This window comes from Massilia sp. YIM B02443 (assembly GCF_030411955.1).
Lineage (GTDB): Bacteria > Pseudomonadota > Gammaproteobacteria > Burkholderiales > Burkholderiaceae_D > Telluria.
Genome location: NZ_JASNRA010000009.1, coordinates 17,876 through 31,431, shown reverse-complemented (window position 1 = coordinate 31,431; position 13,556 = coordinate 17,876). Strand labels below are relative to the sequence as shown.

Annotated in this window: 10 protein-coding genes and 1 pseudogene; 2 read left to right on the top strand and 9 right to left on the bottom strand. The window is 68.9% G+C overall.

Annotated elements, in window-relative coordinates; genetic code table 11:
- Positions 1–221: 221 nt before the first annotated feature.
- From QPK27_RS25460 to QPK27_RS11285, 6 genes and pseudogenes are all read right to left on the bottom strand, one after another.
- Positions 222–1,664, bottom strand: a pseudogene (locus tag QPK27_RS25460) (CheR family methyltransferase); the annotation flags it as partial.
- A 223-nt stretch (positions 1,665–1,887) separates the two neighbouring features.
- Complete coding sequence (locus QPK27_RS11305; RefSeq protein ID WP_290418334.1) at positions 1,888–2,640, bottom strand: SDR family NAD(P)-dependent oxidoreductase; 753 nt, start codon at positions 2,638–2,640, stop codon at positions 1,888–1,890.
- Between the two features lie 64 nt (positions 2,641–2,704).
- Positions 2,705–5,182 carry a pyrroloquinoline quinone-dependent dehydrogenase gene (locus tag QPK27_RS11300; RefSeq protein WP_290418333.1) on the bottom strand — a complete coding sequence of 826 codons (2,478 nt, stop codon included), beginning with the start codon at positions 5,180–5,182 and terminating at the stop codon, positions 2,705–2,707.
- A 52-nt stretch (positions 5,183–5,234) separates the two neighbouring features.
- A complete protein-coding gene (locus QPK27_RS11295) occupies positions 5,235–6,560 on the bottom strand; it encodes an MFS transporter (protein ID WP_290418332.1) in 1,326 nt (441 codons plus the stop codon).
- Between the two features lie 85 nt (positions 6,561–6,645).
- Positions 6,646–7,674, bottom strand: coding sequence for a transketolase family protein (locus QPK27_RS11290; RefSeq protein WP_290418331.1), 1,029 nt, complete (start codon positions 7,672–7,674; stop codon positions 6,646–6,648).
- The gene (locus QPK27_RS11285) at positions 7,671–8,474 is read right to left on the bottom strand and encodes a transketolase (protein WP_290418330.1); all 804 of its coding nucleotides are present in this window, start codon (positions 8,472–8,474) and stop codon (positions 7,671–7,673) included. Before QPK27_RS11285 ends, QPK27_RS11290 begins: the two co-directional genes overlap by 4 nt.
- A 278-nt stretch (positions 8,475–8,752) precedes the next feature.
- Here QPK27_RS11285 and QPK27_RS11280 point away from each other — a divergent pair, with 278 nt between their 5' ends.
- Positions 8,753–9,631, top strand: a complete 879-nt coding sequence (locus QPK27_RS11280) for a LysR substrate-binding domain-containing protein (RefSeq protein WP_290418329.1) — start codon at positions 8,753–8,755, stop codon at positions 9,629–9,631.
- 8 nt (positions 9,632–9,639) lie between these two features.
- Here QPK27_RS11280 and QPK27_RS11275 read toward each other — a convergent pair whose 3' ends face one another.
- The gene (locus QPK27_RS11275; protein WP_290418328.1) at positions 9,640–10,710 is read right to left on the bottom strand and encodes a porin; all 1,071 of its coding nucleotides are present in this window, start codon (positions 10,708–10,710) and stop codon (positions 9,640–9,642) included.
- 269 nt (positions 10,711–10,979) lie between these two features.
- On the opposite strand from QPK27_RS11275, the gene QPK27_RS11270 reads away from it, so the two are divergent.
- Entirely contained in the window at positions 10,980–11,471 is a 492-nt protein-coding gene (locus tag QPK27_RS11270; RefSeq protein WP_290418327.1) for a hypothetical protein, read from the top strand.
- On the opposite strand, the gene QPK27_RS11265 is transcribed toward QPK27_RS11270, so the two are convergent.
- Both QPK27_RS11265 and QPK27_RS11260 read right to left on the bottom strand, forming a co-directional pair.
- The gene (locus QPK27_RS11265; protein ID WP_290418326.1) at positions 11,453–12,427 is read right to left on the bottom strand and encodes a carbohydrate kinase family protein; all 975 of its coding nucleotides are present in this window, start codon (positions 12,425–12,427) and stop codon (positions 11,453–11,455) included. The genes QPK27_RS11270 and QPK27_RS11265 overlap by 19 nt on opposite strands.
- The gene (locus QPK27_RS11260; RefSeq protein ID WP_290418325.1) at positions 12,420–13,553 is read right to left on the bottom strand and encodes an esterase-like activity of phytase family protein; all 1,134 of its coding nucleotides are present in this window, start codon (positions 13,551–13,553) and stop codon (positions 12,420–12,422) included. Before QPK27_RS11260 ends, QPK27_RS11265 begins: the two co-directional genes overlap by 8 nt.
- Positions 13,554–13,556 lie beyond the last annotated feature (3 nt).

The window sequence follows — 13,556 nt, the reverse complement described above, 5'->3', positions numbered from 1 at the left end:
TGTTCCGCCGCCTTGTGCAGGTGGATCTCGGCGAAGGAAAACAGGCGCCCACGGCTGGGGCGCCCGGCGGGCGGCGCCGGGTCGCGCCCGACCGGCTCGGCGCGGGCATGCAGCACGTCGTGGCGCGGCGCCGCGGCCGGCGCAGGGGCCGGCGCAGGGGCCGAATGCGGCCGGGATCCAGGCTTCACCCGATACAGCCTCATGCCGGCGTCGACTGCGGCGAACTTGTCGGACGCATCGTCCACGTTTTCCGCGCTGCCAAGCATGAGGTAGCCTTCAGGACGCAGCGCGAAATGGAAGGTGCCCAGCACCTGCCGGTGCATCTCCGTATTCAGGTAGATCAGGAAATTGCGGCAGCTGACCAGGTCCACCGAGGAAAAAGCCGGATCGTGCAGCAGGTTGTGTTCGGCAAACAGCACTTGCCGGCGCAAGGCCTTGCGCACCTTGTAAGCCCCGTTCTCGATCGTGAAATAACGCTGCAACCGTTCGAGCGGGACGTCCTGCGCGATCGACGCGGGATACAGGCCGGCCCGTGCCGTGCGGATGGCCTGCGCATCGATGTCTTAAGCGAATACCTGGATCGCGGGCGGGTCGGCCAGCGTGGCCGCATGGTCGGCCAGCAGCATGGCCAGCGAGTAGGCTTCCTCCCCGGTCGAGCAGGCCGCCACCCAGACGCGTACCGTATCCGCGCGTTCCTTGCCCAGGAAAATATGCGGCACCACCGTATGCTCGAGTGCCAGGAAAGCCGCGCGGTCGCGGAAGAACTGGGTCACGCCGATCAGCAGGTCCTTGAGGAGGGCATGCGATTCGCCGGCGTCCCGCCTCTGCAGATCGCGATAGCTGGGCAAATCCGGTTGTCCCCTTACCTGCAGGCGCCGCTCCAGGCGGCGCAGCAGGGTTGCGTGCTTGTACTGGTGGAAGTCGTGGCCCGTATGTTCTTGCAGCAGCGACAGCACGTCCTGCAGCGTCCGTTCCGGATCGGCGCCCATGTCGAAGCCGACCTCGGTGGGCGGATGACCATGCCGGGCGTGTTCCCGGATCGCCTGGGTGATGCCGCGCAGTTCCATCAGCTTGGCCGGCATCTGGGCGGCCGCGAGCACGAAGTCCGCCATGCCGGCATCGATGGCCGACTGCGGCATGCTGGCTTGTTCGGCATCGGCCGGCGACTGGACCAGGGTGACGCCGCCCTGCTCCTTGATGCACGCCAGGCCGGCGCTGCCGTCCGAACCCATGCCCGACAGGATCACACCGACGGCGTTCTCCCGATGCGCCATGGCCAGGGTACGGAAGAAGATGTCGATCGTCTTCGGATCGCCCGGTGCGCTGTCCAGTTGGTGCAGGACCAGGCGCCCGTCTTCCATTTTCAGGCTGCGCGCCGGCGGAACGACGTAGACCTGGTCGGGCAGGATCGGCATCGAATGGTTCACCTGCACGACCGGCAGGCGGGTGGAGCGTTGCAGGACGCGGTCTGCTTTGCTTTGCTGGTCAACCGGCAGGTGGAGGACGATGACCAGCGCCACGCCCGGGGACCTGGGCAGCTTCTCGAGCAGCGCGGCGAGTGCCCGAAAGCCGCCGGCGGACGCTCCGATTCCGACGATCGGAAAAGGAAGCCGGGCTTGTGCGTGAGTGTCGGGAGTTGGCTGGTCAGGTTTCTGCGAGTCCATGATCGGGATGGGCTAAGCCGATCCCGACAGGATCGCATAATGTCGTTGCGCCAGCGTGCACGGCAGAACATCGTCCGGGCATGCCGGTTTCAACGGGCCCGTCCAATGGCGAGCTCCCGTGTACCAAACCGCGACTCGCCGGACTGCGGTCGTCTCCTGATCAGACGGTACGCTTCGGCGGCGACTGCCATGCGGACTCGGCGGAACAAATACCGCGGGCTCGTCAGAACTGCACCCCACGCGTCAGCCCGCCATCGACCAGCAGGTTGCTACCGGTCGTAAAACCTGCCGCCGGGCTGGCAAGAAATACCGTGGCGCGCGCCACTTCGTCGGGCGTCGCCATGCGGCCGAGCGGATTGGCGGCCAGGCAGGCGGCAAAGGTTTGCGGCTGATTGCGCTCGATATCGCCCCATACACCATCGGCGAAATACACATTTCCCGGCGATACCGTGTTGACGCGGATGCCGTCGGCCGCGTGCCGCACCGACAGCGTCTTTCCGTAATGCGTCAGCGCTGCCTTGAGCACCCCGTAAGGTTCGGCGAACATGTCGATCTCGCGCCCCGACACGCTCGAGATCAGCACGATCGAGGCCGCGTCCGACGCCTGCAAATGCGGCAGCGCCGCCTTGACCATCGCCGCCGTGCCGAGCAGGTCGGTCTCGAAGGCGCGGCGCCAGGTGGCCAGGTCGTCGCCGCCCGCCAGCGCGCTGACGTTCGGCACCACGATGTCCAGCCCGCCCATGCGGCGCGCTGCCTCCCCCACCCAGGCCGTTACCTGGGCCGCATCGGTGACGTCGACGGCCGTACCGCAAGCGCGCGCGCCAAGGGCGTCCTGCGCCGCCGCCACGCCGTCGGCACTGCGCGCGCAGAACGCCACCTGCGCGCCTTCGGCCAGGAAGCATTCGACGATTGCGCGGCCGATGCCGCGCGAGCCGCCGCTGACCAGTACCTTGCGTCCTTGCAGTCCGAGATCCATGAGAGTGTCCTTTCTGAAGTGAAAAAGGCCAGTCGGATGACTGGCCTGATGGCGCCTCGCTGGCTTACTTGCGCAGCTTGTAGGCGATGATGGCGTCGCTGTTGCCGGTTTCCATGAAGGCGTGACCGGTGGCGGCGATCAGGATGTACTGCTCGCCGTTGACTTCATAGGCGATCGGGTTGGCCTGGCCGCCGGCCGGCAGCACGTCGGTCCACATGGTCTTGCCGGTGCGGATGTCGATCGCGCGGAACAGGTTGTCGGTGGCGGCGCCGATGAACACCAGGCCGCCGGCCGTCACCACCGAACCGCCGTTGTTGGGCAGGCCAATGTCGAACGGGATGTAAGACGGGATGCCCCACGGGCCGTTGCGGCGTGCGGTGCCGAGCGGACCATCCCACAAGGTCGCGCCGGTGTCCAGGCTGACGGCGCGGATGCCGCCGTACGGCGGCGCCGTGCAGGGCACCCCGGTGCCGATATTGCGCCAGCCCGCATTCACGCTGATGGCGTATGGCGCGTTGATCTGCGGGTAGACCGAGGCACCGCCCTCGCCCTTGCCGGCCGCCTTGGCGTTGGCGTCCTTGCTGGCGTAGATCGGCTGCACGCCCATCCTGTTGGCCTGCTCGCGCGGGATCAGCTGGCTGCGGTTCGGCACGTCGTTATAGTTGGCGATCAGGATGCGGCGCACCGGGTCGATCGCGACCGAGCCCCAGTCCGAGCCGCCGTTGTAGCCGGGGTACTGGATCCACGGCTTGTCGCTCGACGGCGGCGTCAGGTAGCCGGCGTAGTTCGACTGGCGGAACTGGATCCGGCACATCATCTGGTCGACCGGCGAGAAGCCCCACATGTCGGCTTCGGTTTTCGGGTCCTTGCGCAGGCTGTGCCAGAGCGACGTCGGCTGGGTGTCGGCCACGAACGCCGGCTCCACCGAGCCGAGCTTGGGCGCCTTGACCCTGCCGATCGGAATCAGGGGCTTGCCGGTGGCGCGGTCGAAAATGTACATGTCGCCCTGCTTGGTCGGCAGCAGGATGGCGGCGACCGGCTTGCCGTCGGCGCCGGGATAATCCAGCAGGCTCGGCTGGCTGCCGAGGTCGTAGTCCCACAGGTCGCGCTGCAGCGCCTGGAAGTGCCAGACGTCGCGGCCGGTGGTCACGTCCACCGCCACCAGCGAATCCGAGTACTTGTTCTCGGCGGCGCTGCGGTTGCCGCCGAAATAGTCGATCGACGAATTGCTGATCGGCAGGTAGACCAGGCCGAGCGCTTCGTCGCCGACCGCCGTGGTCCACATATTCGGGGTGCCGCGGGTGTACGTCTGGCCCGCCGCAGGACCCTTGACGTTGTCCGGATTGCCCAGGTCCCAGGCCCAGGCCAGCTGGCCGGTGACGGCGTCGTAGCCACGGATCACGCCCGACGGCGCATCTTCGTCCTGGCCGTCGCGCACCTGGGCGCCGGTCACGATCACGCCGCGCACCACGGTCGGCGCCGCCGTCGGCGAATACCAGCCCGGCACTTTCTTGCCGAGATCCTGCCACAGGTCGACCTGGCCCGGCTTGCCCCCCGCGCCGCCGAAGTCGGCGCACGGCTTGCCGTCGCGCAGGTCGACCGCGACGATGCGGGCGTCCAGCGTGGTGCTGATCACGCGCGTCTTGCAGGCGGCGTCGTCCGCCAGCTGGGGCGCGGTGTACACCGCCACGCCGCGGCAGACGGCGGCGTGGGCGATGCCTTCGCTCGGCACCTGCGGATCGTAGCGCCAGCGCTGCTCGCCGGTGGCGGCGTTGACGGCGAACAGGATGTTCTTGGCCGAGCACACCAGCAGGTCGTTGCCGATCTTGAGCGGCGTATTGGCCGGCGAATAACGCTCACCCTTGGCCGGCAGGTCGCCGGTGTGGAACACGAAGGCGCGCTCCAGGCGGCCGACGTTATCCGGCGTGATCTGCGACAGCGCGCTGTAGCGCTGGGCGCTGGCGTCGCCGCCATAGGTCGGCCAGTCGGCCGTGGTCCCGCCGCCCGCGCCGGCCAGGACGGCCGGGAACTGCGCCGACTCGACGCTGCGCACGCCTTCGCGCGCGACCAGCACGCCGAGCGCCGCCAGTACGCCGATCGAGGCCAGCGCCGAAGCGCTCTGCAGCGGATCGAGCGCACGCCGGCGCGCGCCGGCGGTTGCGGCCCGGGACAGCATCGGAGACAACACCAGCGCCAGCATGAACAGCACCGTGACGCCGACCACGCGCGGCACCAGGCCCCAGCCATTGAAACCGACTTCCCACAGCGCCCAGGCCAGGGTGGCCAGCCAGGCGATGCCGATCACGGCCTGGCCGCCGCGCTTCCTGCGCGCCAGCAGCACGGCGCCGGCCAGCAGGGCGGCGCCGGCCAACGCATAGTAGGGGCTGCCGCCGACGGCGATCAGCCAGATGCCGCCGCCCAGCATGGCCAGGCCGAACAGGCCGATGAACAGGGTAATGGCGACGAGGGCGATGCGCCAGCCCGTGCCGGCCGCTGGCGCGGACGGCTGGGCCGGATTGCCCTTCTTGTTGGTAGTACTCATGGTGCTCCAGTTTTCACGACGATAAAGATGAACAGGTCTTGCGACGGCGCTTTCAGCCCACCGGGCGGCGCGCTCCGAAGACCGACAGGGCCGAGCCGACGATCAGCAGGATGCCGACCACGGCGAAGGCGGCGGCGAATCCCCCGGTACCCGCCACGACGTAGCCGGTGACGATCGGCGCCAGCAGGCCGAACAGGTTGCCGACGGCGGTGACGAAACCGGCGGCGGTGCCCACGTCCTCGCTCGAGCGCAGCAGGTCGTTGACCAGGGACAGGTTGAGCGAGATGGCCGAGGCGCAGGTGGCCAGCGACAGCGTGATGACCAGCAGGATGGCCCAGGTCTCGGCCAGCATCGGCACCAGCAGGATCACCGACGAGCCGAGCAGGACGGCGCCGACCACCAGCCGGCGGCCGCCGCGCCCCGCCGCGGCCGGGCTCACCACCAGGTCGCTGACGCGGCCGACCACGATCGCCAGCACCGCCGCGCCCAGATAAGGGATCGCGGTGTACATCGAACTGGTCATGACCGACAGCCCCTTCTCGGCCTGCAGGTAGGACGGCAGCCAGGTCAGGAAGAAATAGGTCGCATACACGGCGCAGCCGTGCGACAGGCCGATCGCCCACATGGTGCGCGAGCGCGCCAGCCCCCGGATGCCGAGCGGCGCGGCTGCGCTGGCGCCGACGGCGGCGGTGTTGGCAACGTCATTGGCAGCGGCGTCGCCGGCCGTGATCTCGCGCAGCTCGGCCGCGCTCAGCCACGGCGCCTTGCTCGGATGCCGGTACCACTTGAGCCAGGCCGCCAGCCAGACGAAGCCGGTCGCCCCCGCCACCACGAAGGCGATGCGCCAGCCGACCGTGGTGATCAGCCAGCCGAAGCCGATCGCGCCCACTGCCGGGCCCACCAGGCTGCCGCTATGGAACACGGCGGTGGCCATGCCGCGCTCCTTGAGTGGCATCCAGTCGCGCACCACGCGCGCCCCGGCAGGATAGGTGGTCGCCTCGCCGGCGCCCATCACCAGGCGCGCCGCCAGCAGCGAATAGAAGCCCGTGGCGAAGGCGGTGCACACGGTGGCGATCGACCACACGCCGATGCCATAGGTGTTGACCTGCCTGGGGCCGTAGCGTCCGACCAGGTAGCCCATCGGGATCAGCGCGATAAAGTACAGCCACACGAAGGACGACAGCAGGTAGCCCATGGCCACCGGCGAAATGCCGAATTCTTCTTTCAGGGCGGTGGAAGCGACCGACAGCGAAATGCGGTCGATGTAGTTGATGAGCGTGAGCGTGAAGAGGAAGACATAGATCCAGATCCGCTTCTTCGGGCCGTGCACTTGCGTCGTGGCGTCGGAAACCGGCGCCACTACCTGTTCGATATTCATCTCCGTTATCCTTTTTATGGTGTCTATGCCCGTCTTTGACGGTGCAGGTTTGCCGCCGGCCCGCGCGGGACCGGCGACGGCTGGCTCAGCCCAGCCAGGTGCGGATATTGCCCGCCATGACATCGCGCGAGATGCCGTAGCGGTCGTGCAGCGTCGGCAGCGCGCCGGCGTCCAGGAACAGGTCCGGCAGCGCCACGTGGCGCAGTTGCGGCATCACGCGCGCCTGCAGGAGCGCCATCGCGATCGCCTCGCCCAGACCGCCGACCTGGCTGTGGTTTTCGGCGATGACGACCAGCCGCCCTTCGCGCCGGCAGGCGGCGACGATGGTGTCGACGTCGAGCGGCTTGATGGTGGCCACGTGCAGCACCCCCACGTCGATCTTGTCGCGCGAGAGCAGATCGGCGACTTCCAGCGCCCGCATCGTCATCAGGCCGCTTGCGATCACCAGCACGTCCTTGCCGTCGCGCAGCAGCTTGGCCTTGCCGATTTCGAACTGGTAGTCGTACTCATCCAGGATCAGCGGCACCCGGCCGCGCGCCAGGCGCATGTAGACCGGACCCTGGTGACGCGCGATGGCCGCCACGCACTGGCTGGTCTCGAGCGCGTCGCAGGGATCGATCACGGTCAGGCCGGGAATCGCCCGCATCATGGCCAGGTCTTCGGTCGCCTGGTGGCTCGGTCCGTAGCCGGTCGTCAATCCCGGCAGCGCGGCGCAGATCTTGACGTTCAGGTTTTCCTCGGCGATCACCTGGTGGATGAAATCGTAGGCGCGGCGGGTGGCGAACACGGCGTAGGTGGTGGCGAAGGGAATGAAGCCCTCCTTCGCCATGCCGCCCGCGGCCGCCATCAGCAGTTGCTCGGCCATCCCCATCTGCAGGAAGCGCTCCGGATACTCACGGGAGAAGATGTGCAGGTCGGTGTACTTGGCCAGGTCGGCGGTCATGCCGACGATCCGCGGATCGCGTTGCCCTTCCCTGACCAGCGCGTGGCCGAACGGCGCCGCTTCGGTGCGCTGGCCCTCGGAAGCGATCGAGGCGATCATGGCCGACGTCGTCAAGCGCGGCTTGGCGACAGGGGCCGGGGTGGCGGGGTTGGCGGAAATGGTCGGGATCATGCCTGGCTCCGGTTGGCGTAGGTGGTATCGAGCGCGGCGATGGCTTGTTGCCACTCGTCGGCTTCCACACGGATGAAGTGGTTCTTGTCGCGCTGTTCCAGGAAAGGCACGCCCTTGCCCATCAGGGTGTCGAACAGGATCACGCGCGGCCGCGGCTCGTCCAGCGCCAGTGCGGCGTCGAACGCGGCGATGACCGCCGCCATGTCGTTGCCGTCCACCCGCTGCACGTGCCAGCCGAAGGCCGCCCATTTGTCGGCCAGCGGCTCGAAGTTCATGATCTCGTGCGACGCGCCATCGGCCTGCTGGCGGTTGATGTCGACCAGGTTGATCAGGTTCGACAGCTTGTGGTGCGAGGCCGACATGGCCGCCTCCCATACCGCGCCTTCGTCCAGTTCGCCGTCGGACATCGAGTTGAACACGCGCGCTGCGCTGCCCTTCATGCGCAGCCCGAGCGCCATGCCGACCCCGATCGCCAGCCCCTGGCCGAGCGAGCCGCCCGAGATTTCCATGCCCGGCGTGTAGGTCGCCATGCCCGACATCGGCAGGCGGCTGTCGTCGGCGCCATAGGTGTCGAGCTCGTCCTCGGCCAGCACGCCGGCCTCGAACAGCGCCGCGTACTGGGCAATGGCGTAATGGCCGTGCGACAGCAGAAAGCGGTCGCGCCCTTCCCATTCCGGCTCGGCGGGGCGGATGTTCATGGCGTGGCAGTACGCCACCGCCAGCACGTCGGCCCAGCCCAGCGCCTGGCCGACATAGCCCTGGCCCTGTACCTCGCCCATGCGCAGGGCAAAGCGGCGCATGCGCCAGGCATGCGTCTGGAGTTGATCGAAAATGTTGCCTGCCGCATGAGCGCGCGCTGGCGCCGCGACAAGGTCGCCTGAATCGGGCATGGTCTCCCCCGGTAGATGAGATGAAAAAGAATGGCGCCGCGCCTACTGTTTCATGCAAAATGTTCAGCAGTGGGCGTCTTGTTTTATGCCTGAACCAATTTTCACGCAAAGCGATGAGTGGGACAAAAGAATTATTTACGCCGGGTAGTGAATCATTTTCACTAGTCAAGCAATTCCGCCGAATTCCCTTGAGTTCGCTGCGGGTGTTCGAGGCCGCCGGCCGCACCGGTTCCTTCGCCGCCGCCGCCAGGGAGGTCGACCTGTCGCCGAGCGCGGTCAGCCATGCCATTCGCAAGCTCGAGGAAAGCGCCGGCATGGGCCTGTTCGTGCGCACCACCCGCTCACTGGTGCTCACGCGCGAGGGACGCATGCTGCTCGAGCACGTGCAGCGCGGCTTCGAGGAGATGCAGCGCGGCTTCCAGCGCGCGCTGCCCGACATCCACGTGGTGCCGCTGCGCCTGCACACCGCGCCCGCGTTCGCCACGCAATGGCTGATGCCGCGCCTGGGGGCGTTCATGGAGGCCAATCCGGGCATCGCGCTGCGCTTTTCCGCCGACACCCGGTATGCGACCTTCGACGACGACGATCACGATATCGACATCGTGTACGGCACGCCGGCCACCTCGCGCCATGAGATCATCCCGCTGGTCGTCGAAGAATTGACGCCGATGTGCAGCCCACGGATCGCCGAGCGCATCGCGGGGGTGCACGACCTGTACGCGACGCCGCTGGTGCAGAGCGAAGGCCAGTCGGTGCAATGGGGAGGCTGGTTCAGCGCCAATGGCCTGGCCACGCCCGCCGACTTCACGCTGGCATTCGACCGCAGCGCAATGGCGATCTCCGCCGCGGTCGACGGACTGGGCGTGGTGCTGGAGTCGACCCTGCTGGCGCAGCGCGAACTGGCTTCAGGCAAGCTGGTGGCGCCGCTGATGGGACGCAGCACGACGGTGCGCTATGTCGGGCACCACCTGGTGCATCCACGCGCACTCGATCCGCATGGCGCGGCAGCGCGCTTCAAGCGCTGGCTGCTGGCCGAACTCGCCGCGCCGCGCGCGCCCGCGGCCTGAGCCTTCCGTCAAAAGGCGTGCCGCATGCCGAGGCTGGTGGCGCGGTCGCCGCTGCCGCCTTCGCTGGCATTGCCGACCGTATAGGCGGCGCCGTGGCGGTTGTCGATGTGCGCGTGCACCGCATACAGTTCGGTGCGCTGCGACAGCGCGTAGCGGTAGCCGACCGCAGTCTGGCGCGCATCCTGGTCGAGTGCGCCGCGGTCGTCCTTGCGGATCACGGACAGCATCAGCGCATGCTGGCCGAACGGCAGCAGGATGCCCAGCATCGCGTCGGCGCTGTCGGTCGACGCCGTCGCCGGCTGCGGCTGCCCGTAGGGGTTCGCGGTATGACGTAGTACAGCGCTGTTGGGGCCCCGGTTGCGTCCATAGGCGCCATGCACACGGGCGACACCCACATCGTAGACGGCGGCGAGCACGGTGTTACGGCCGGTGTCGGCCGCATGCCCCGGCGCGCCATCCTCCGTGCGCGCGTGGTAACCAAAGCGCATCCGCAGCCGGCCGCGCCTGACATCGACGGCGGCGCCGAGCTGGCGGCCGCCTGCGCGCCCGGCGTTGCTTTCCCCGGGTGCAACCGCCAGTTCGACGCTCGCTCCAGCCATCGTCGGCGTGATGTACTTGACGGTGTTGTCCATGCGGCTGAAAGCGTTGCCGCTGGTGGCGAACAGGTTCTTGCTGTCGGCGACGTAGCCGGAACCGAATGGATCGGCGATGACCACGGCCTGGTAGTGGGGCGTGTACTGGCGTCCCACCAGCACGCTGCCGAACCTGCCCTGCAGGCCGACATAGGCCTGGCGTCCGAACAGCAGGCCGCCCTGCCCGACCTCGCCGGTGTCGGCCTGGAAACCGTTTTCCAGCACGAAGACCGCCTTCAATCCATTGCCAAGCTGTTCGCTGCCCATGATGCCGATGCGCGACCCCATCGGCACGCCGCTGGTGAGTTTGGTGAGCGAACCGTTTTTGCCTCCGGCCTCGCGTACCAGCGCCATGTCGACCACGCCGTACATTGTGATGGTGTCCTGGGCAATAGCCGGTGCGATGGCCAAGGCAAGCCAGGCGCAGGCGAGCTTCGCTGCGTTCATGCGTCAGTCTCCATGTGTGTGCGGTCGCCAGCCAGGGCGCCGACATCTGTGTCGTCGCGGCGAGATGGTGCTCACGCAACCAGGTCACCCGCGCAGGATGGCCATTCTTGCAGGAAGGCCACGGGTCGACAAAAGAAAACTTTGCAGCGCTTCATGAATTCAATTCATGGCAGCACTGTCGCTGGCTTCGCGCAGTCGCGGTGACGCGCTGTTAATGGCTGGGAGTCTGCCGACTACGCTGTCGCGGTCGATATACAACGCTCAACATCGTGGAATATTCGAGCAACCTTTTCCGCTCGAGCATGGCGCGCTGGAGCCGGGCGGCGGCGTTCAGGTCATGCGCCGTGACCGCGCTCGCCGGCGCGCCCGGTTTCCTGGCGCTTGGCGCGCACGGCGCGGCCTGGGCGTCGGCCGCGGGCTTCCTGGTCAGCTTTGGCCTCAATGGACTGGCGATGCTGCTCTGGAGCGGCATCGCCGACCTGGCTGCGGCGCGCGCGCATCCATCGCTGGCGCCGACCGTCGTGTTCAGCCTGCTGGCTTTCAGCCAGAAAGCGGCGTCTGCCCTTGGCACGCTGGCGATCGGGGCCATGCTGGCCTCCCAGGCCGCTGCAACGGGCACCGGGCCGGGGCCGACGTTGACGCTCGTGCTGGCGATGAGCGCGATCCCGCTCGCGGGCGCGCTGGCATGCCTGGCGCTTGCCGGCGTCTTCGCAGCGCAGCGCCGTCCGGCGCCGGGTGTGGTTCAGGCGCACGCCGGCTGAGCGCCGGTGCGCAGCAGTGCGTCGACCTCGGCGCGCGCCGGAATGCCTTCGCGCGCGCCGACGCGCGTGACTGCGAAACTGGCGGCCGCGCAGGCAAAGCGCAGCGCCGCTGCCAGGCCGCGGCCCTCGCACAGCGCCGCCAGAAAAGCGCCGTTGAAACAGTCGCCGGCACCGGTCCGGTCGCGCGCCACGGCGGGAAACGCATCGTGCCGCGCCTGGCCCTGGCGCGTGACCGCCAGTGCGCCCGCGGCGCCGCAGGTGACCGCCAGCGCGCGTGCGCCGTGGGCCAGCAGGGCGCGCATGTGTTCGATGCCAGGTGCCTGGCCGAACAGGCGCAGATAGGTGGCGTCGTTCATGAACACCAGGTCGGCCAGCCGCAGCAGGTGCTCGATGTCGCCCGGGCGCGGCGCCATCGCCGCCTCGACATCGATCGCCACCAGCGCGCCGGCGGCGCGCGCCAGCGCGTGCACTGTCTTGAATTCCGCAATGTCGTAAGGCATCGCGTACAGCAGCGCGCTCTGTTCCAGCGCCGTGAGCAGGGCGGCGCCATCGAACGGCGAGCCGGGCATCGGCGCGTAGACCAGCGCCTTCTCGCCATCGGGCTCGATCATGACCATCGCGCACGCCGACGGCGTGCGCGCCAGCATGCGCACCCGGTCGGTGGCCACGCCGTGGGCGGCATATGCCTGCAGCAGGAAGCGTCCGTCGGCATCGTCGCCGACGCGCCCGAACGCAAGCGTGCGGCAGCCCAGCGCGCTGGCGGCGCAGCCGGCGTTGGCCACGGTGCCGCCGGCGAAGCTGCCGAGACGCGTGCCGAGCGTCTTGTCGCCGGCGCCGGGCAGGCCTGCAACCGAGAACATCAGGTCGACGTTGGGGTCGCCATAGGCCAGCACATGGAATGCACGCTCCCGGTCCAGGCCCGGCATCCCCGCCAGAATCGCACAGGGCTCACTCATGCCGGGCCCCCTCCCCGGCCCCGGCCCCGGCCCCGGCCCCGGCCTTCAGCGTGCCGGCGTCGAACAGCAAAAAACGGGTCGGCCCGCCGTTGAAGTTGTTGTCGGAAGCGATCACCAGCGTGCGCGCCGCGCCGCCCAGCGCCGGTCCCCAGGCCATGGCTTCGTAATTGTCGCTCCAGCCTTGCGGCAGGCGCGCGCTGTCGATCAGCAGACGCTTGTGCGCCGCCCGCAGCGGATGCGGCTGGCGCGCGAGCGGCGCGTCCGGGTCGAGCCGGCTGGCGTGCGCGAGGTCGACCTCGTACAGCCGGATGTCGAAGGAGAAATGCCTGCCTTCGATCTGGCGTCCGGCGCGCTCCAGCACCAGCAGGCGGGTGTCGTCCAGGGCCAGGATCTCGGACAGGCCGTTGTCGACGAAGCCGCCGTCGTAGGCCGGCGCCGGCGCGCCGTCCAGCGGATACGCGTATTGCGCCACGATCGCCCCCGCGCGCGTGACCAGGGTGATGCGCGTCAGCGCACCCTGCCCCGGCGCCGGCGCCGCTCCGTCCTGCAGCGGCGGCGCCTCCATCGCCAGCCACAGGCGCTCGCCGTCGGGCGTGAACGCCATGCCTTCCAGCCCCAGGTTGCTGCGCCCGCCGCACTCGCAGCCGGGCCGGATCTGGAGCGCGGCCGGATAGGCCAGCTCGCCCAGGTGGCGGCCGTCGAAGCCGGCGCGCCGCACGAACGACGGCACTCCGGCCTGGCGGTCGCCCTCGCTGGCAAACCACAGGCTGCGGTCGCGCGGATCGATGCGCAGCGCTTCGATGTCGGCCGGCACGCCCGGCGCGCCCCACGCCGGATAGCGCGCCCCATCGGGCTGGCGCAGCACCACCGCGCCGCCCGGCGCCACCGTCGGCGCGCCGGCCGCATCGGCCACGATGCGGGCGCGGTACAGGCGCGCGGGACCATGCTGGCCGCGATCGTCGCTGGCCAGCCACCATTCGTCGCGTGCGGCGTCGTAGTCGATGCCCGAGATGCCGCCGACCAGGGTGCCATCGACCCGGAGGTCGGGGGCCAGTTGATGCATGCCGATCAGGCGCAGCTGCGCAGGCTGCGCGCAGCCGCACAGCAGCAGCGCCAGCGCAAGCATGGC

Excerpts from the sequence above, each read along its gene's own strand:
- QPK27_RS11305 (WP_290418334.1), bottom strand. The coding sequence starts at position 2,640 with ATGGATCTCGGACTGCAAGGACGCAAGGTACTGGTCAGCGGCGGCTCG.
- QPK27_RS11300 (WP_290418333.1), bottom strand. The coding sequence starts at position 5,182 with ATGAGTACTACCAACAAGAAGGGCAATCCGGCCCAGCCGTCCGCGCCA.
- QPK27_RS11295 (WP_290418332.1), bottom strand. The coding sequence starts at position 6,560 with ATGAATATCGAACAGGTAGTGGCGCCGGTTTCCGACGCCACGACGCAA.
- QPK27_RS11290 (WP_290418331.1), bottom strand. The coding sequence starts at position 7,674 with ATGATCCCGACCATTTCCGCCAACCCCGCCACCCCGGCCCCTGTCGCC.
- QPK27_RS11285 (WP_290418330.1), bottom strand. The coding sequence starts at position 8,474 with ATGCGCCGCTTTGCCCTGCGCATGGGCGAGGTACAGGGCCAGGGCTAT.
- QPK27_RS11275 (WP_290418328.1), bottom strand. The coding sequence starts at position 10,710 with ATGAACGCAGCGAAGCTCGCCTGCGCCTGGCTTGCCTTGGCCATCGCA.
- QPK27_RS11265 (WP_290418326.1), bottom strand. The coding sequence starts at position 12,427 with ATGAGTGAGCCCTGTGCGATTCTGGCGGGGATGCCGGGCCTGGACCGG.
- QPK27_RS11260 (WP_290418325.1), bottom strand. The coding sequence starts at position 13,553 with ATGCTTGCGCTGGCGCTGCTGCTGTGCGGCTGCGCGCAGCCTGCGCAG.